General features: G+C 50.4%; 12 protein-coding genes. 5 read left to right on the forward strand and 7 right to left on the reverse strand.

Annotated features, from left to right (window positions below; all coding sequences use genetic code 11):
• From ABIK47_01545 to ABIK47_01555, 3 genes are all read left to right on the forward strand, one after another.
• Positions 1-1,324: YncE family protein (locus ABIK47_01545; GenBank protein ID MEO0019312.1), on the forward strand; the 1,324-nt coding region annotated here is incomplete at its 5' end.
• An 86-nt stretch (positions 1,325-1,410) separates the two neighbouring features.
• Positions 1,411-2,598, forward strand: coding sequence for a pyridoxal phosphate-dependent aminotransferase family protein (locus tag ABIK47_01550; protein MEO0019313.1), 1,188 nt, complete (start codon positions 1,411-1,413; stop codon positions 2,596-2,598).
• Positions 2,595-3,713 carry an N-acetyltransferase gene (locus ABIK47_01555; GenBank protein MEO0019314.1) on the forward strand — a complete coding sequence of 373 codons (1,119 nt, stop codon included), beginning with the start codon at positions 2,595-2,597 and terminating at the stop codon, positions 3,711-3,713. The genes ABIK47_01550 and ABIK47_01555 overlap by 4 nt, the downstream gene beginning before the upstream one ends.
• Positions 3,714-3,715: 2 nt before the next feature.
• On the opposite strand, the gene ABIK47_01560 is transcribed toward ABIK47_01555, so the two are convergent.
• The 3 genes from ABIK47_01560 to ligA are packed head-to-tail and all read right to left on the reverse strand — an operon-like array spanning position 3,716 to position 8,772.
• Positions 3,716-4,699: a DUF4837 family protein gene (locus ABIK47_01560; GenBank protein ID MEO0019315.1), complete on the reverse strand. Its 984-nt coding sequence runs from the start codon at positions 4,697-4,699 to the stop codon at positions 3,716-3,718.
• Positions 4,700-4,708: 9 nt separating this feature from the next.
• Positions 4,709-6,778 (reverse strand): ATP-dependent DNA helicase RecG, encoded by a 2,070-nt coding sequence (gene recG / locus ABIK47_01565; protein ID MEO0019316.1) that lies wholly within the window; start codon positions 6,776-6,778, stop codon positions 4,709-4,711.
• Complete coding sequence (ligA, locus tag ABIK47_01570; protein MEO0019317.1) at positions 6,775-8,772, reverse strand: NAD-dependent DNA ligase LigA; 1,998 nt, start codon at positions 8,770-8,772, stop codon at positions 6,775-6,777. Before ligA ends, recG begins: the two co-directional genes overlap by 4 nt.
• A gap of 325 nt (positions 8,773-9,097) precedes the next feature.
• Between ligA and ABIK47_01575 the strand changes: the two genes are divergently transcribed.
• Entirely contained in the window at positions 9,098-10,609 is a 1,512-nt protein-coding gene (locus tag ABIK47_01575; protein MEO0019318.1) for a C25 family cysteine peptidase, read from the forward strand.
• 71 nt (positions 10,610-10,680) lie between these two features.
• Here ABIK47_01575 and ABIK47_01580 read toward each other — a convergent pair whose 3' ends face one another.
• The 3 genes from ABIK47_01580 to ABIK47_01590 form a co-directional block, all read right to left on the reverse strand.
• Positions 10,681-12,087 (reverse strand): hypothetical protein, encoded by a 1,407-nt coding sequence (locus tag ABIK47_01580; GenBank protein ID MEO0019319.1) that lies wholly within the window; start codon positions 12,085-12,087, stop codon positions 10,681-10,683.
• Between the two features lie 13 nt (positions 12,088-12,100).
• Positions 12,101-14,995 (reverse strand): T9SS type A sorting domain-containing protein, encoded by a 2,895-nt coding sequence (locus tag ABIK47_01585; GenBank protein ID MEO0019320.1) that lies wholly within the window; start codon positions 14,993-14,995, stop codon positions 12,101-12,103.
• 131 nt (positions 14,996-15,126) lie between these two features.
• Entirely contained in the window at positions 15,127-15,987 is an 861-nt protein-coding gene (locus ABIK47_01590) for a hypothetical protein (protein MEO0019321.1), read from the reverse strand.
• A gap of 80 nt (positions 15,988-16,067) precedes the next feature.
• Between ABIK47_01590 and dat the strand changes: the two genes are divergently transcribed.
• The gene (gene dat, locus ABIK47_01595) at positions 16,068-16,949 is read left to right on the forward strand and encodes a D-amino-acid transaminase (protein ID MEO0019322.1); all 882 of its coding nucleotides are present in this window, start codon (positions 16,068-16,070) and stop codon (positions 16,947-16,949) included.
• Positions 16,950-16,972: 23 nt separating this feature from the next.
• Here the strand turns inward: dat and ABIK47_01600 are convergent.
• A partial coding sequence (locus ABIK47_01600; protein ID MEO0019323.1) for a hypothetical protein occupies positions 16,973-18,264 on the reverse strand: 1,292 nt, incomplete at its 5' end.

Genomic DNA, 18,264 nt, shown 5'->3' on the forward strand with positions numbered 1-18,264 from the left:
TGGTGAGGTGGTGGCGATGGGTCATTCTTGGCTTTCCCCGGACACCTATTATGTGAGGGCGCAGGCAAAGGATATTCACGGCGACACCTCTGACTGGTCGTCTGCGCATCGGATTGCAATCCACTTAAGACTCAACTCCCCTCCGAACAAACCGGCAACCCCAGATGGTCCAGGAGCGGGCTATACTGACAGTGTCTACACCTTTTCAACCCAGGCTTATGACCCTGATGGTGACAGCGTTGCGATACGGTTTTTTTGGGGTGATGGGACCGTTTCGGAATGGTCTTCATATGTTGAGAGTGGTGAGGTGGTGGCGATGGGGCATTCTTGGCTTTCCCCGGACACCTATTATGTGAGGGCGCAGGCAAAGGATATTCACGGCGACACCTCTGACTGGTCAGACGCCCATCAGATTGTCCTTGACGCCCCTCCCAGGGACTATCCTTATCGGGTAGTGGCAACGGTTCCTGTTGGGACCTGGCCCCGGTGTCTAACACCCCTGCCCAATGGGGAATTTGTTTATGTAACAAATTCTGGTAGTAACTCGGTCTCGATAATACGCACTGCTGACAATACCGTGGTGAACGCAGTCCCGGTAGGTGATGAGCCTGAGGGTATCGTGTCATTGCCTGACGGCAGTTTTGTGTATGTAGCAAATTCACAAAGTAATAATGTCTCGGTGATAAGGACCGCCGACAACAGGGTAATAACGGCGATAAGGGTGAACGCCACACCGACTGCAATAGCGGTTTTGCCTGATGGCAGTTATGTCTATGCCGCCAATTGGGATTCCAGGAATGTCTCTGTTATACGCACCGCTGACAATGAGGTGGTGGCAACCGTTCCTGTGGGGAGAAACCCTCGTGGTGTTGCGGTTTTGCCTGATGGCAGTTATGTCTATGTCACCAATTGGGGTGCTAACAATGTTTCGGTGATACGCACCGCTGATAATGAGGTGGTTTTAACCATCCCGGTAGGAAATGCCCCTCAGGGAATAGCGGTTCTACCTGATGGCAGTTATATCTATTTAACCAATTTTTATGAGAACACCGTTTCGGTGATACGGACAAGCGATAATGTGGTGGTGGCAAATATTCCAGTGGGCACTTCTCCTACTGGTATCGCGGTTCTTCCTGGGGGGAATTATGTTTATGTGACCAATTTTCATGATAACACCGTCTCGGTGATACGGACAAGCGACAATGTGGTGGTGGCAAATATTCCGGTAGGCGAGGAACCTTGGGGTATCGCGGCTTTGCCTGATGGCAATTATGTGTATGTGGCTAACTGGAGGAGTGGTAATGTCACGGTGATTGGTCGTTGAAGTACTGAATAAAGGCAGTGGATTTTAACCTTGCCCTCCTATGACAAATCCTTGACAGAGAAGGCATCTCATTTAGAATGAAGCCAATGGATTTATTTGCCAAATGTGTTGAATACTATCCGATTGTTGACCGGGCAAAAAAGGCTGGATATTACCCCTATTTCATCCCGCTAAACTCGGAACCAGACCGCCGCGTTACCATCAAGGGCAAGGAGCTGATCATGCTCGGCTCCAACAACTACCTCGGCCTGACAACCGACCCACGGGTAAAACAGGCGGCGATTGATGCCATCAAGAAATATGGGACCGGCTGCACCGGCTCAAGGTTTCTGAATGGCACCCTTGACCTCCATATTGAACTGGAAACCCAGCTTGCCGACTTCTACAAAAAGGAGGATTGCATTGTCTTTTCCACTGGCTATCAGACGAACCTCGGCGTGGTTTCCGCGCTTGTCCGCCGGGGCGACTTTGCCATCACTGATAAACTTGACCACGCCTCAATTATGGATGGCTGTCAGATGTCCTATGGTCAGGTCAAGCGCTTTAGTCATAATGACCCCAACTCTTTGGAAGCGGTACTTAAAACCCTACCCAAGGATTCCGGAAAACTGGTGATAGTTGATGGTGTCTTTTCAATGGAAGGGGACATCGCACCGCTTGATAAAATCGTTCCGTTGGTAAAAAAATACCACTGCCGGCTGATGGTTGATGATGCCCATGCGGTCGGTGTTCTTGGCAAACACGGACGGGGCACCGCTGAACATTTTGGTGTGGAGGATGATGTTGACCTGATTATGGGAACATTCTCTAAATCGTTTGCCACAATTGGCGGGTATGTGGTGGGCGAGCACAAAGTCATTACCTTTATCCGGCACCAGGCACGCCCTTTAATCTTTTCTGCGGCAATTCCGCCTACCGCAGTGGCAACCGTCCTCGCCGCGCTCAGGATAATTAAGTCCGAGCCTGAGCGCCGGGAAAGGCTCTGGCGGAATGCCAGGCGGATGATTCAGGGTCTGGGTTCAATGGGTTATAATATCGGTACCACCGCTACACCGATTATTCCTATTCACATTGGCGATGATATGAAGACCCTTCATTTCTGGCGTGCCCTTTTTGACGAAGGGATATTTGCCAATCCAGTTTTACCACCAGCAGTGCCGCCCAAAGGTTCGCTTATCCGCACCAGTTTGATGGCAACCCATACCGATGATGACATCACCCAGGCACTTGAAATCTTTGAAAGGGTGGGCAAGAGGGAAGGGCTGATTACTTGAGCGAGGTCAAAGTTCGCCTGGTCTCAACCCCTTTTGACCTTGAGCGGTTTGTCAGTCTGCCCTTTTACCTTTACAAAAACGACCCTTACTGGGTGCCACCATTAAAGAGAGATGTCAAAAACACCCTCACCCCGGGCAAAAACCCTTTCTGGAACCATGCTGAACGGGCGCTATTTCTCGCTGAGCGGGGAGGCAGGGTTGTGGGCAGAATCTGCGCCACAATTGATAAGAACTACAATGAGTATCACCAAACTGCCATCGGCTTTTTCGGCTTCTTTGAAACTGAAAACAGCCTTGAGACCTGCCAGCGCCTTTTTACCGCTTGTGCCGAGTTTCTCCGTTCTTGCGGTATGAAACAGGTCTATGGACCTGCAAATCCGAGTTTGAATGATGAAGCCGGGCTTTTAATTGGGCCGTTTGACGGTATGCCCTATATCAAGATGGCTTACAACCCCTCTTATTATCCGGAACTGATTGAGCGCTGCGGATTGGTCAAGGTGAAGGACCTCTATGCCTATTCAGTGCCGCTTGACCAGCCGATTCCGGAAAAGTTGCAGCGGGTTCTGCAGGCGCTGAAAAACAAGCCTGGGCTTTCGGTGAGACCGGTCAATCTCAAAGACCTGAAGACTGACCTCAAATACATCAAAGAGGTTTATAACGATGCCTGGTCAAACAACTGGGACTTTGCACCGATGACTGATGAGGAGATTGATGACCTTGCCCGGCAGTTAAAGCCGATTGTCCAGCCAGAAATCTGCCCATTGGTCTTTTACCAAAACGAACCGGCAGGGATATGCATCGCCCTGCCTGACTACAATCAGGTGTTAAAGCGGCTCGGGGGAAGGTTGTTTCCGTTCGGCTGGCTTAAATTTCTATATCTTAAGAGCCGTATCACCCGTGCCCGTCTCTGGGCGCTTGGTGTCAAACGCAAATTCCACAACCTCGGTTTTGACTCCTTGCTCTATTACGAATCATTTATGGGTGCTAAAAAACTCGGTTATACCGAAGGCGAGGTCTCCTGGATTCTTGAGGACAACCTTGCCATCATCCGTCCGATCCTGATGTGGGGCGGTAAGCCCTATCGCACCTATCGTGTTTACCAGTTTGCCCTGTAAATCTATCTTGGCAAAAAGGTGCGGATAATTGCCTCCACCTGAAAAAGGTTGCTCAGTTTCTTCTCCCCAGGGTTGAAGACAACACCATCAATCAGGAAAAACCTGCCCTGATAGTTAAAGGCGTAAAGAACAAAAGGTCCGCCAATAACCCTTTTGGGATTCTGCCATACCCCGCGCGCCCGCAAACAGGGAACCCCTAAGAACTCAATCCTTTCGGCAACAACCGTGTTGCGGTCAACCGAATCGCCTTCATAAAACATTTTGGTCAGGTTATCGCGGATATCAAGAACCGTATCTAAATTAAGGGTTGCAACTGTGTCGCTCCACCAGACAAAGACACTCCGGTCAGGAAAATGGCTGAATATATAGACAAAGCTGCTGTCGCTATAGCGGTCCTGCAAAAGCCATTTTTGTGGCACATCAATTGTCCAACCGAATCTTGTTAACCCTTCTGTCAGTTTCTCATCCCGGGGGTGGGAATAGGTTGCCTTATTCATCTGTTCAAGGACAATCTCGGTTATTGTGTGGTGGATTCTCTGGCTGTAGACCTCAAGCCCCTGAAGAAGTTTTGCCGTGTCATCAGCAGCAAACACCAGGACCCACTGATTTGCGCTCCAGGCATTGGGAAGTTTGAAAAGTCCAAACCCGTTAGGAACGAGTGAGTCCAGCCTAAAGCCAAGAATCTCTTTGATGATGGCATCATTCCTTGTGCCAATCAGAAAAACAACCCTTAACCGGGAGTAGTCTTTGAACCGGTCAAACCCTCCCACCCGTAAGAGAAACTCCGGTTCAGGCTGGGGGGTCTTAATTGGGCGGCAGAGAATCCCTTCAACCGTTTGCCCAACTTGGTTCCAGTAATCGGAAATAACAGTTACTTCGCGCAGTTTGCCAACAGATTTAGGGACATTGGTGCAATGCAAAATGCAAAGTGCAAAATGCAAGGTGCAAAGAGCCCAAATCATTTTGACTTTTGACCTATTTTTCATCCATTCCTCCTATCCAACCCGCAACAGTTCTACCCTGCCCTGATAGCGCTCAAAAAGGGTTTTCCTGATATTCTCATTTTGCGGCTGTTTCAGTTCCGGATCAAGTTCGATCAGGCGAAAGGCATCCCTTCTTGCCCGCAAAAGGATCTCCCGGTCGCGAAAGATGTCTGCTATCCGCAAGTCTGGAAGTCCGTGCTGCCTTGTCCCCAAAATCTCACCCGGACCGCGCATCTCCAGGTCCTTCTCTGCCAGTTTGAACCCATCGTTTGTTGAGACAAAATAACGCAGGCGTTCGCTTGACTCTGCCATTTCCTCGTCCTGTGCCATTAAAATACACCAGGAGGGGCGCTCACCCCTACCAATCCTCCCCCGCAACTGGTGCAACTGGGCAAGTCCAAACCGCTCTGGATGCTCAATCACCATTACCGTCGCATTGGGAATGTCAACCCCCACCTCAATCACCGGTGTTGCTACGAGGATATCAAGTTCACCCAGGCGGAAACGCTCCATCATCTTGCGCCTCTCCTCCGGTCGCAGCCGACCATGAATTAGGCCAATTTTGTATCCAGGGAAAGCCGCCTTGGTCTTCTCGTAACTCTCAACCGCTGACGCCAGTTCCAGTTTCTCGCTCTCCTCAATCAAAGGGCAGACAACAAAAACCTGCTCAGCCATAGCGAGCCGCCTTCTTATCCCTTCGTAAACCCTTTGCCGCTGTTTTTCGGTAAAGAGCCTGGTTATTACCGGCATCCTGCCCGGCGGTTTTTCATCAAGGACGGACAAATCCAAATCGCCGTAAACGGTCAGGGTCAGGGTGCGAGGAATCGGGGTTGCGGTCATCACCAGAAAGTCTGGATTTATCCCCTTGTTCAAAAGGGCTGCCCTCTGCATCACCCCGAACCGGTGCTGCTCATCAACAACAACCAGACCAAGCCGGGAAAACCTCACCCCTTCCTCAATCAGGGCGTGGGTGCCAAATACCATCTGGACCTCACCACTTTCCAGACCGGCAAGGATTTGCCCCCGCTCCTTGACACTGGTTGAACCGGTCAAAAGCGCCGCTTTCAAGCCCAGTCCCTTAAGCCGCTCCTGCCAGTTATAAAAGTGCTGTTCAGCAAGAATCTCGGTCGGCGCCATCAGCGCCGCCTGAAAACCGTTTTCACAGGCAATGAGCATCGCATAGAGCGCAACAACGGTCTTGCCCGAGCCGACATCACCCTGGAGGAGCCGGTTCATACACCGCATCTGCGCCATATCCTGCCTTATCTCCGCAATCACCCTTTCCTGCGCCCGGGTGAGTTTAAAACCAAGCCCTTTCAAAAAAGGTTGGGTCAGGTTTCCTTTTTCAATCAAAGGCCTGGACTTCTTGACCTGTTCCGAGGAGCGCCGGCGCAGGGCTAAAAGCAATTGAAAGAAAAATAGTTCCTCATAAATCAGCCGCTCCCTTGCCTTCTCGGCAAGAACCAGGCTCCTGGGAAAGTGGACCGCCGCGATTGCACTTTTAATGTCCGGAAATCGGTAGTGAGAAAGGATTTCCCTTGACAGGGTCTCGTTCAAGAGATTGCCAAACCGCTCAAGCCCGGTTTGCACCGCCTTTCTGATTACCCAGATTGAAAGACCCTCGGTCAAGGGATACACCGGGATGATGGCATTGGCAAAGGAAAATCCGTCTTTGCCCTCGAGGAGTTCAAAACTTGGGTTGACAAACTGCTTGTGCCGGAACCGGGTAACCTTTCCCGAGATTAAAATCTCCTGACCGGGTTTAAACCTTGTCTTTAAATCTGGACGATTGAACCAGAGGACCTCAATCACATCCGAGTCGTCCTTTATCAGGCAACTGACAAGTTCCTTTTTGGTCTTGGTCCTCCTGTGAGCGGTAGCAATGATTCTGCCGATCACCGTTGCCTCATCACCAACCCTTAAGCGGGCAATCGGCAGGACCTGGGAGCGGTCAAGATAGCGCCGGGGTACTAAAAAAAGCAAATCCCGGACCGTCTGAACCCCAATGCGGGCAAACTGCTCTGCCCTTTTCGGACCGATACCTTTCAGATACTGAATTGGGGTCTCGAGTCCACTATTCACTTCTCTCCTATCAGCCGGCGGAACTCATCCTCGTCAATGGTCTTTACACCGAGAGCCCTTGCCTTGTCCAGTTTTGAGCCCGGCTCCTTCCCCACAACCACATAATCGGTGTTCTTTGACACCGAGGATGAGACCGTTCCACCGAGGGCAAGAATCTTTTCGGTTGCCGCCTCCCGGGTGTAATGCTCTAATGTCCCGGTCAAGACAAACCTTTTGCCGGCAAGGGGCTTTGGTCCGGTTGCCCCCTTTTCCTCAAACTGCAGCCCTGCCCTCTTGAGCCGGTTGATCAGTTCTCTATTCTCCTTGTCAGAAAAGAAGTTTTTGAGTGACTCTGCCACTGCCGGTCCAATTCCTGGCACCTGGGCAATCTCATCCTCCTTTGCTGACATCAGTCTTTCAATTGAGCCAAAGTGCTGGGCAAGGAGCCTTGCCGCATGAATCCCAATATGCCTGATTCCCAAGCCAAACAGGACCCGGGCAAAGGGTCTTTTCTTTGACTCTGAGAGCGCCTGCAAAAGGTTTTCTGCCGACTTTTTGCCCATCCGTTCCAGTTCAATCAGCTGCTCAAGTTTCAGTTCATAAAGGTCGGCAAAGTTCTTTACCAGCCCCTTTTTGACCAGCTGCTCAACCAGTTTCTCGCCCAACCCCTCAATATCCAGCGCCTGCCTGGAGCCGAAATGTAATAGCCTTGCCACCAGTTGCGCGGGACAGGATGCGTTTACGCACCGCCAGGCAACCTCATCCGCCTCTTTGAAAAGTTTTGTTCCGCAGACCGGGCATCTCTCCGGCATCTTGAATTTCTTTGTTCCGGGTGGGCGCTTCTCCTTTACCACCCGCAGAACCTGCGGAATAATCTCACCCGCCTTGTGCACCACGACCGTATCACCTTCCCGCACATCCAGCCGTTCAACCTCATCCATATTGTGCAAGGTTGAGTGGGTGACGGTTGTCCCGGACAAAAATACCGGCTCAAGTTCTGCCACCGGCGTCACCGTTCCCAGTCTACCAACATTCACAAAGATTCTTTTTACCCTCGTCTCCTTCTCCTCAGGTGGATATTTATAGGCAACCGCCCAGCGCGGGCTCTTTTCGGTTGTCCCCAGCTCCTCCCGGTCGCGGTAGCGGTCAAGTTTGATAACCATCCCATCAACATCATAGGGCAGACCCGTCCGTTCCTTCTGCCACTTTTCGCAGAAATCAATCACCCCCTCAATCCCATCAAACAGGAGCGAGGGTGGTGTTACCTTGAAACCAAGTTCCTTTAAAACCGCAATCGTGTCTGAATCCCTTTCATAGCCCTTTGGTGGCTTGGGCACGGTATGGATGAAGCAGTCCAGTTTTCTTTTCTTGACCTCACGCGGGTCAAGAAGTTTCAATGTGCCGGCAGCGGCATTCCGGGGGTTGGCAAAGACCGGCTCGCCCTCCTCCTCCCGCTCCTCATTCAGGCGGACAAACTCCTGCCTGGGCAGATACACCTCGCCCCTGACCTCAAACCGTTCAAACCCCTTAACCTCCTTGCGCAGGCGCAAGGGCACACTGTTAATCGTCTTCAGGTTCTGGGTGATATCGTCACCGTGCAGACCGTCGCCCCTGGTTGCCCCTAAAACCAGCCGGAAGTTTTCATACCTCAGCGCCACCGCCACACCGTCAATCTTCTGCTGGACCAGATAGACCGGCTTGGGCACAACCTTCTTCACCCGCTCGTCAAACTCCCGCAGTTCATCGTAGTTATAGGTGTTGTCAAGGGAAAGCATCGGAATCTCGTGGGTAACGGTCTTAAACTCCTTTAAAGGCTCGCCCCCAACCCGCTGGGTCGGAGAGTCGGGCGTGATGAACTCGGGAAACTGTTTTTCCAGCTCCTCAAGCCTTTTCAGCAACAGGTCAAACTCATAGTCAGAGATGATTGGCTGGGCAAGGACATAATAGCGGTAATTGTGCTCCTCAATCTCCCGGCGCAGTCTTTCAATCTCTTTCTTTGCCTTTTCCTTATCCATCACAATATTGTTGCAATAAAAGCCCCTCCTGTCAATCTTAAAAACATCAGCAAACACCATCCCCTTTTCAAGCCGCAGATGGGGATGGCAGGGGTGATGGTAGAGGGGACCTACCCTTTTGGGGGTGAATCAATTGGCATCAATTTTCTAACTTTATGTTAATCCTAATGTTATATCCTTATCTTGCGAAAAGTTCAGGATTCTCTGTTAATCTTTTTCAAATTTTGGCTCTTAATAAAATAAATAGTAGGGGATGCTCAAAAATTTTGCCCGATTGTTAATGCTGACTTAATTGACCAGGGGCAGAAAGGTGCTATAGTTCTCTATGAACTTTATCCCGCTTTTTGTTTACCTTTTCGCCTTTATGCCTGATGTCCAAGTCCTGCGCTGGATGAGTCCGGACTCATCAAAGCCGACACCGTTTCGCACCTGGGTATCTGCAAATCCGCAGATTCAGGGATGGAATGTGGAGCAACTGAAGTCCTGTAGGCACACATTTAATGACAGGGTTGATATCCTTGTTCAGGATTCGCTTGCCAGTGCGCTTGCCGATTACCTTGACACCCTTTACCTTGACCTTGAGGATGAGGGGTATGATGTTGCTGCGTTTGCCATCACCGGGACCAGTTGCGAATCGCTGCGGGCATTTCTGCAAAGGGAGTATCAGGACTCTGCACTTACCGCTGCCATCCTGATTGGCAATCTGCCGGTTGCCTGGTTTCAGATGATTGACGACTGGAACAACAACGGCAGAAGGGACCCGGATGATGGTTATGAGGAGTTTCCCTGCGACCTTTATTTTATGGACCTTGACGGTGTCTGGCAGGACACCTGGGTGCGTTATGACACCTTTGATTCGCTGGTGCCGGGAATGGACTCCATCTATGACACTCACTCGGGCAATGTCGCACCGGAAATTGGCATCGCCCGCATCTATGCTGCCACCATTGGCAAACAGGACTCGCTTATCAGACTCTACCTTGAGCGGTGTCATCGGTACCGGACCGGCGGGCTCGTTGTTACCGAGCGGGCGCTCGTTTACATTGATGACGACTGGACACCCTGGGCGGGGCAATGGAGCGGCTATGTTGGCTATCTCTATCCCGAGCGGATGTTTATTGCCGATTCGGAACAGACCCGGATTCGTGACTACAAGCCGCGGATTGACACCGCTGCCTATCAGTGGATTCAACTGTGCGCCCATTCCTGGCCTGGTGGTCATGCGATGAAATACAATCACGGTCAGAACTGGGACTGGTTTTATGCCGAGTCAATTCCGAGAATAGACCCTGAAGCCTGCTTTTACAACCTGTTTGCCTGCTCCAATGCCCGTTTTATTGAGCGGGGTTATTGCGGTGGCAGATATGTCTTTCAATCCACCAGTGGGCTTGGTGCGATTGGCTCAACCAAGACCGGCTCAATGCTTGAGTTCCAGGACTTTTATTACCCGCTGAGTAACAACTACTCCCTTGCCCAGGCTTTTTCTTCCTGGTTTGTCCAACGGGCGCAAGGCGGGTTTACCGCTCAGGAGCGTTCCTGGTTTTACGGAATGTGTCTGATTGGCGACGGGCTTTTGAAACCGAGGTTTTCTGTGCCGGTTGCGGAAAATTATCAAAACTCAAACCGCTTCCAGCAACCCATCAGCACCATCATCCGCAACTCCTTTTATCTCAGTGAACGCTCCGCGCTTCTCCTTGACAAGACCGGCAGGGCTCTTGCCAGAATCTGCAAGGGTGAGAACAACCTGAGATTTCTGCCTGCGGGTGTCTATTTCCTGAAGATGACCGATGACCGGAAACCGAAGACCGAGGTGACACCGATTGTCATCATCCATTAACCTGCAATGCGCCGGCTGATTTTCCTTAAAATTTAAAGTGGAAATTTTGTGTTACCCGTTTGGCATATTCGCTATTTAAGCATTAATATTTTAACACATTTATGCCTTTTGTCAGGTACCAGGAAGTAAATTCCGCAACACAGGTTGAGTTTGTTTAAGCCCGGTTGCAAAATTGCCACCTTCTGCCCGGATGCATTCAGAAGTACACCAGGACCTTCAAAATGACCGAAGACCGGAGGCCGAAGACCGAAGTTTTCTATTTTCTGCCGTCCGTTTTCTGTCATCCCGGTTGCGTAAATATAACTGCCGAAGATGTCCCAGTTGCCATTGCGGTTTGACTGCCAGACACACCAGTTCTGGGTTACGCCGATTGTTGTCAGTGCTGGATTGATATCCATTGCCGGATTGGTGTCAACCCAGTTGTCTTCACTGGGAAGTAAACCGCTGCTGTAGATATCAAAATTACCATTTCTGTCTGTTGTCCAGACCACCATTCGCGGTTCAATAAAATTCTCGGTTGTGTAAAATGCCGGAGTGCCACAAGGGCTCAAATTGACACCGGCACCTCCACTTTGGCACCATCTTCTACCGATGCTGAATGTATCCATTGCCGTGCCATAGATTGCGGTATCACCATCCCTCATTGACTCCCAGGTAATCCAGGGACCAATCTGATAGAGCGGATGATAACTGATTATCTCTGGATTCTGGTCAAGCGCGGGTGATGGCGCCACCTCCTGGGGTCTTGTCCAGCTGCCATCCATATACCAAGAGTAAAAGATGTTGTTTTCCTGTTCCCAGGTTAATACCGGGCAAGCCTGTCCGCCAAAAGGCAGTCTGCCCCTGCCTATGCGCGCATGGTGAATCGGCGAAGAAGTCGCAACCGCAATAAACGGTCCATACCAGGAGTCTCGAGGGTTGTAAGGATTGGGGTTAAAGGCATACTCTATTGAATAACCGCCGGTGTCATGATTCACCCAGGCGACCCAGATGGTATCGCCATTCTGACCCCTGATAGCGATTGCGCTGGGAAAAGACGATTCACCTGGAGAATGCAGGGTTCTGCCGATTTCAACAGGCTCAGACCACACATCCCGAAAGGTAATGTAAGAACCCAAGATGCTGCCACTGACCGGTGATGTCATCCTTTCCCAAAAACACCAGAATGAGGGATGGTCAACCGCATCGTTCATACTCACAACAACCGGATTGACATCATCACCGCTGTCAACACATACCGGAATCTCGTTGCCCCACCCGTTGCCATTATAGAAAGAGCAGGATTTGCTGTAAATATCCCAGTTACCATTGCGGTTAGTCTGCCAGACCAGCCAGGTCATATCACCAACAACCCACTCCTGACAAACCGAAGGGTTGATGTCATCTGCAGAATTATCGGTGAGTTGATAAGGACCAACCCAGTTCTGCCCGAAAGCCAGGGCAAAGATGACGAGAAAGGATAATAACAAACTTTTCATTTTGTCCTCCTTTCTATTTCACTACTAAAATCTTTTCAGTAACGCTTACCCCCTCAACCTCAAGCCGGGCAAGATAAACGCCCGCACTCAAGGTTTTTGTATCAAGCCGTAATGAATAGGCACCTGGTGACTGATGACCACTTGCTATAACCCTTTGTACCCGTCCGGAGATGTCATAAACCGCTAACCTTACCTTTCCTGGTTGCAACAGGGTGTAATGCAAAATCCCCTGATTTCTGAGTGGGTTTGGTGCGATTGCGAGCCTCAGTTGTGTGTTGAGATTTTCTCTTCTTGCCTGCTGTCCATAAGAGGGAGGGTTGAGCGGAAAGTTGGCATGATAGCACCAGAACTCGCGGGTTTTGTTCCCTTTGAGCATATAAATTTTGCCGCGCGCATAGACCATTGCTGCACCGGCATAAGGTCCACGATTGGAAGGTGATTTTGGGAGTGTATCTGTCGTCTCAACCCAGTTAGAGCCGAAGACATCAAAATACCAGAACTCGGTCTGTTTGCCACCCTTGCTCGCATAGACCCTTCCATACTCCGGGTCATAAGCAATACAGGCACCTTTTTTAAATTTCCGTCTCTTCGGGTTAATTCTTGAATCCGGAATATCGGGCATCCTTATCCAAGAATCTCCTCTCAAGTTGTAGGCCCAGAACTCATAGGTGTTGCCTTTTAAAAGATAAACAATGGAGTCACCGTCAAATGCAATCGCACTGCCATCCTTTACCCGGCGACTGCGCTCACCGGTGGGCACGCTTTTCTTTGCCCCCCAGGAGTCGCCATCAATAAAGTAGGTATAGAAATCGGTTGTGTTGGCACCTCTCAGAACAAAGAGTTGGTTGAATCCCCGCGCATAAATCATGCCAGCGCCACCTTTCACCTTCTTAGCACCTTCGGGAAAGTCTTTCAGTTGGGTCCATTGATTATCGGCGATTGAGTAGCGCCAGAACTCCAGGGTGTTGTTACCCTTGAGCGCATAAATATTACCGCTACCATCGGCGGCAAGACAGGCACCACCCTTGACCCTTTTTCTCTCTGGAGCCGGGATGCTTTCCTTTTCAATCCAGGTTTGGCGGTTGATGTTGTAACAGTAGAACTCGCTCCTGTTGTTACCCTTGAAGGCAAAAATCAGACTCTCCTGAGCAAATGTTAGGGCACCACCATCATTGACATCCTTTTCATTCGGTCCGGCCGGCATTTCCTCAAGTTGCTCCCAGGGAGAAACCGTTTTTATCCTGGTCAAGAGGGTATCGTTACCAGGTTCTTTGTCATCAACGAGCATCGTGTTGCATTTGACATTATGTTCACCTAAGTCCCGAACAACCCAGGGTGCAAAGGAGATGATAGTGGAATCATACGGGGAAAGATACGGAATCTGCTCCATGTCAAAATAAAAATTGCCAATCTCCAGACGCACTGGAAATGTAAGGTTGAGCGCACTGTAGTTCTTTATCTTCACCCGGGGGATCACCTCGGCGTCCAGCCGGAGTGTATCCCGTGGCTGAATTATTGCCGCAACACCAACATCAGGTGCAGAATACTTCACCAGCGCATAATCCTCATTTCCTTCAAGGACATCATAGCCGGCAACAAAGACATCACCTAAGGTGTTAACCGCAATCGCATTGGGTTCATCATCCTCCTCATTCAAGGCACCGTGAAGAGCAACCCAGACCCGAGCGCCGTTTTTGTTGTATTTAATTGTTACCCAGTGATAGTATGCGTCAGAACCGGTAGAACTTCCGGTAATATACATATTGTTATAACGGTCAACACAAAGCGCATTCACGAAATCGTCCTCACCAACAACGGAGAAGTAAATGTCCTGCCACTGGCGGACACCGTTCGGACTCAGTTTGAACACAAGCATATCAAGGGAACCAAGGTTTGTCTCGGTAAAACCGGCACAATAAACAAAGCCATCTTTGTCAACGGCAATCTCTCCGGCACAATCTGTAGCATTTTCACCCCAGTCAAAGCGGTTGACCCAGACGGTTTGCCCTCTTGATGTGTATTTAATTGTTGTGGCATCGTACCAGGTGGCCTCCTCTCCCGCCCTACCGGTGACATAAACATCGCCAGCATCATCAAGTGTGATGGCAAGGGCATAATCATCTTTCGTTTCCATAGCCGTGCTGGTGCCATCGTAACGTCTTGTCCAAATAGTTTCGCCATCGGCGTTGTATTTTATCGTTAAATAGTCAAGCATCCTGAGTGAATCGGTCCAAGAATAACCTGTAACATAGAGCGCTCCCCGCTGGTTCCATACAAGCCCGGTCGCCACATCCTGGCCATTTCCTGGACCGTTATACCGGGCTATCCATTCCACCGCGCCACTGGGGGAGTAGTGAATAGTAAGATAGTCGCTGTTACTGTCGCTGACGGAATAATGGTAGGAATAACCGGTAACAAAACAGCCACCCACTTCATCCGGCACAACCGCAACGGGCACATCCCTTCTGCCGTTATTATACCGCCTTACCCATAACTCGGTGCCATCCGCGCGGTATTTGATTGTCACATAGTCGGTATCAACCCCTAATCTTACGGTCAAGCCGACAACAAAGATATTCCCCATATTATCGCAGGCGAGTGCCCGTCCATTCTCCCAGGATCCGTTGAAAGCCCGCCACCGCCTTGCCCAGATAATCTCACCGTTGGAACTGGAAAACTTGGCGGTGACGATATCAAAGGTGCCATCTGTCCCTCCACTATTACCGGTGAGCACTACATTACCATCAGGGACCACGACCATTGCTACGGCCTCATCCCAGGTATCGGCATCACCGTTATAACGCGAACTCCACACTTCAATCTGTCCGAAAGCCAGACCGCTCAGCAAAAAAAGAAGGAAAAAAGTTAAAGGAAGCGGTCCCTTTCTTGGGGAGAAAAATTTAGCCATCGTAACCTCCTTCTATTTAGAAAATAAAAACTCCTCTCGGAATGCAACCTCGATTCAATCTAAAATGACAAAAAATATACCTAACCATTTGTATGCCCGTGCAATTTATTATATTGCCGAATCAGCAAATGTCAAGTTTCACTTTTACCGTGATTAACCGCTCGAAATAAAGCCCGGCGGTGCGCCTCAAGAAGTAAAGGTTTTTTATCATCCCACTCCGCAGCGGAGATTGCCCGATTGCCACTTTCATCACCTATCTGCCTGAGCCACTCAAGACCGGTTGCGGAGCGCAAGAGGTGGTGGTCAACAATCAGCCTTTCAACCCCTCTTGCCAGTTTGAGCCCGTTTTCAATTGCCCGCTGGTGCTCAATAGGTTGCAAGCCGAGATAAATCGGCGGTCCGTCAACAAAGACAATATCAGGTCTCCAAGAGAGTATTCTAAAAACGGCTTCGTCATCAAGGAGTTGAATGTCTGAGGCATGAACAAAACACATCTCGCTATCAACTACCGTAGTCATCATTACCGTTCCTCTCCCCATTTTTCCGTGGAGGACGGGTAGAGAAAAAGCAAGTTCGCCATCATTCTTGCCATCAGCATCAAAAACCCGCTCACCGAGCAACCGCACAAAATCCCCGAACCTTTTATCCATCAATCTCGTGTTTCCCTGCCTGCTCTTGACCCAGATTTTAGCACCACCCAAGTGATTAATAAAATCTAATAACGGGACCTGCGAAGGGTCGGGTTCTGCCAAGGGTGCATGGTCGCCGTGAAAATGGCTGATGACAATATCGGTCGCAGCACCAATTTCCGTTAAGATTTCATCGCGGATCTCCGCTGCCCTTTTCAGTTCCACTGGATGGGGTGGGAGTCCGAAGCGCAATGGCGCCAGTGCCACCCCCGGGTCAATTACTACCCGCCGATTAGCAGTTTCAACAACACAGCACATACTCCTGACGCCAAGCGATTCCGCACCGATGATTCTTATCCTCATAAAAACTTATGATAAGCCTATTGGAGAGAAACTCAATTTCAATCGTTGACTTATCCTTCTCTCCAAATAGATTATTAAAAATGAACGAAAACGACTTCTGCTATCTCCGTTCTGCGGAAAACCCTTTGGGTGCAATCCTTCCCAAGAAACATGCGCGCATCTCGCCTGATGATAGAGGTTTCTATTTTGCCGATGGGGTCTATGAGGTTATGCGCACCTATTCTGGCAAACTTTTTAGGGTCAAAGACCACCTGACAAGGTTTAAAAACAGCCTCCTCGCGGTCAGAATTGAACTGCCTGATGTTGATGAGATCGGGGAAATCTGCCTTGAGTTGCTTGAACGTAATCAACTCCAGGGGAGGGATGTGTTTTTCTACATTCAGGCGACCCGAGGTGTCTGGGAGCGGAATCTCCTCTTCCCGCCTAACGATGTTATCCCGACTCTCTACATCTCGGTAATGCCGATTGTCCAGCCAGAAACTGAACGCGCACAGGGCATCAGGGTAATTACTGTTCCTGATATCCGCTGGCAACGCTGCGACATCAAATCAATCGGACTTCTACCCAGTGTTCTTGCCCGTCAGGCAGCAAAAGAGGCGGGCGCGGCTGAGGCGCTGTTTGTCCGCAATGGCATTTTAACCGAAGGAACCCATACCAACCTCTTCTTTGTGAAAAAAGGCGCTGTTTTTACCCATCCGCTCAACAACCACATTTTGCCTGGTGTTACCCGCACGGTTGTGCTTGAACTCTGCCAGAGGCTTAATCTGCCAGTTAGCGAAACCCCAATTGCGGAGAAGGAAATTTTAGAACTGGATGAAATCTTTGTCACCAGTACCACCTGGGAGATTGTGCCGGTTGTAATGGTCAACGAAAAAACTATCGGTCTTGGGAAACCTGGACCAATAACCCGGCGTCTTCAGCAAGAGTTCAGAAATTACATCGCTAAAATCACCAGTTCTTGATTTAAGTTACCCACTACCTTTCTTTATTTTTCTATTTCCATTCTGGGCGGGTTCTTCATTCTTTCGTAGCGGGCTCTGCCAGCAGGAGTGCGGAAGTCAAGACCAGACGCCTTGCCCTCGCGCTCCAGTTGGAGCATACAGCCAGCAAGGAAGTCATCATCAAGCATCCTACCTGCAAGTTCACCGGTCTTTGGTTGTTCAACCGGCATCATCCTCCTTGTTGCCTCGGCTGAGACATCCTGCCGCTCGCCAGTAACAAGCCAGTAGACCTTTGTCCCAGGCTTGCCACCAATGACAAACCGGTTGTCTTTTACATCCTCAACTACATAGATTTCGTATGTGCCAACTCCGGTCAACTGGATGTGCGGGTTGCGGTTAAGCGCGGAGAAGTAGTCAGGCAGTTTTACCTCGGCTCTGCCCGAGGCATCAAGGATAACACTGCCTTCATAGATATTTCTCATCTCCGGTCCTTCAATGAAGTAGTGGTTGAGAATCTTGCGATAGGGGTCAAGCGGATGGTCAATCGTGAATGAGCCCGATGCCTTGGAAAGCACACCACAGCGTAACTGGGTTGAAGCGGTTGCGGTCTGACCGTTAAATGCGGCGGAGTTGGAATACTCGGAAGGAACTACCGAATGCCAGTTTGTGGTGAAACTGTAAGTGCCAGCAGAGGTATCAGCATAGCCGCCGGCAACCGTGGCATAATAGCCGCTCGCTGTGTTGAATGCGCCGCCGCCAACCGCGGCACCATAGGCGTTCGCCCTGTTGGCTTCGCCGCCAGCAACCGTGGTAGCCTTGTCGTTCGCTATGTTATTTCTCCCACCCGCAACAGCGGCAAAATCGTAGTTCACCGTGTTCTGCCAGCCGCCGGCAACCGTGGCAAAAGAGTCACTCGCCGTATTCTGGTACCCCCCGGCAACCGTGGCAAAATAGCCGCTCGCCGTGTTGGAGGAACCGCCACCAACCGTGGCAACACCGCCGCTCGCCCTGTTGCCAAACCCACCGGCAACCGTGCAGTAGAAATAATTCTGCCCTGATGTGCCAGTGGTGCAGGCAACCCCAAGGTTGGTATGAGTATACCTATAATCGCCGTAAAGCATATTGCCTGCACCGCCACGGGCGATGCCAAGGCGTCTGATGGTAAAAAGTACTGAGTCAGGCGTTCCGCGCACCCAGGCGTTGTCACTTTGACCAACGCTGTCATTTCTTGGTGCCCAGGCAGAGCCGGTCCACTTCAAGACCTGACCTGAACCTGCACCCATCTGGTTCAAATCTGCCGCCACAATCGTGCCATCAGCAATCTTGGCTGAGGTAA

The organism is candidate division WOR-3 bacterium (assembly GCA_039801245.1).
GTDB lineage: Bacteria > Hydrothermota > Tepidihabitantia > Tepidihabitantales > Tepidihabitantaceae > JAOABP01.

Excerpts from the sequence above, each read along its gene's own strand:
- ABIK47_01550 (MEO0019313.1), top strand. The coding sequence starts at position 1,411 with ATGGATTTATTTGCCAAATGTGTTGAATACTATCCGATTGTTGACCGG.
- ABIK47_01560 (MEO0019315.1), bottom strand. The coding sequence starts at position 4,699 with ATGAAAAATAGGTCAAAAGTCAAAATGATTTGGGCTCTTTGCACCTTG.
- ligA (MEO0019317.1), bottom strand. The coding sequence starts at position 8,772 with ATGGATAAGGAAAAGGCAAAGAAAGAGATTGAAAGACTGCGCCGGGAG.
- ABIK47_01575 (MEO0019318.1), top strand. The coding sequence starts at position 9,098 with ATGAACTTTATCCCGCTTTTTGTTTACCTTTTCGCCTTTATGCCTGAT.
- ABIK47_01580 (MEO0019319.1), bottom strand. The coding sequence starts at position 12,087 with ATGAAAAGTTTGTTATTATCCTTTCTCGTCATCTTTGCCCTGGCTTTC.
- ABIK47_01585 (MEO0019320.1), bottom strand. The coding sequence starts at position 14,995 with ATGGCTAAATTTTTCTCCCCAAGAAAGGGACCGCTTCCTTTAACTTTT.
- ABIK47_01590 (MEO0019321.1), bottom strand. The coding sequence starts at position 15,987 with ATGAGGATAAGAATCATCGGTGCGGAATCGCTTGGCGTCAGGAGTATG.
- dat (MEO0019322.1), top strand. The coding sequence starts at position 16,068 with ATGAACGAAAACGACTTCTGCTATCTCCGTTCTGCGGAAAACCCTTTG.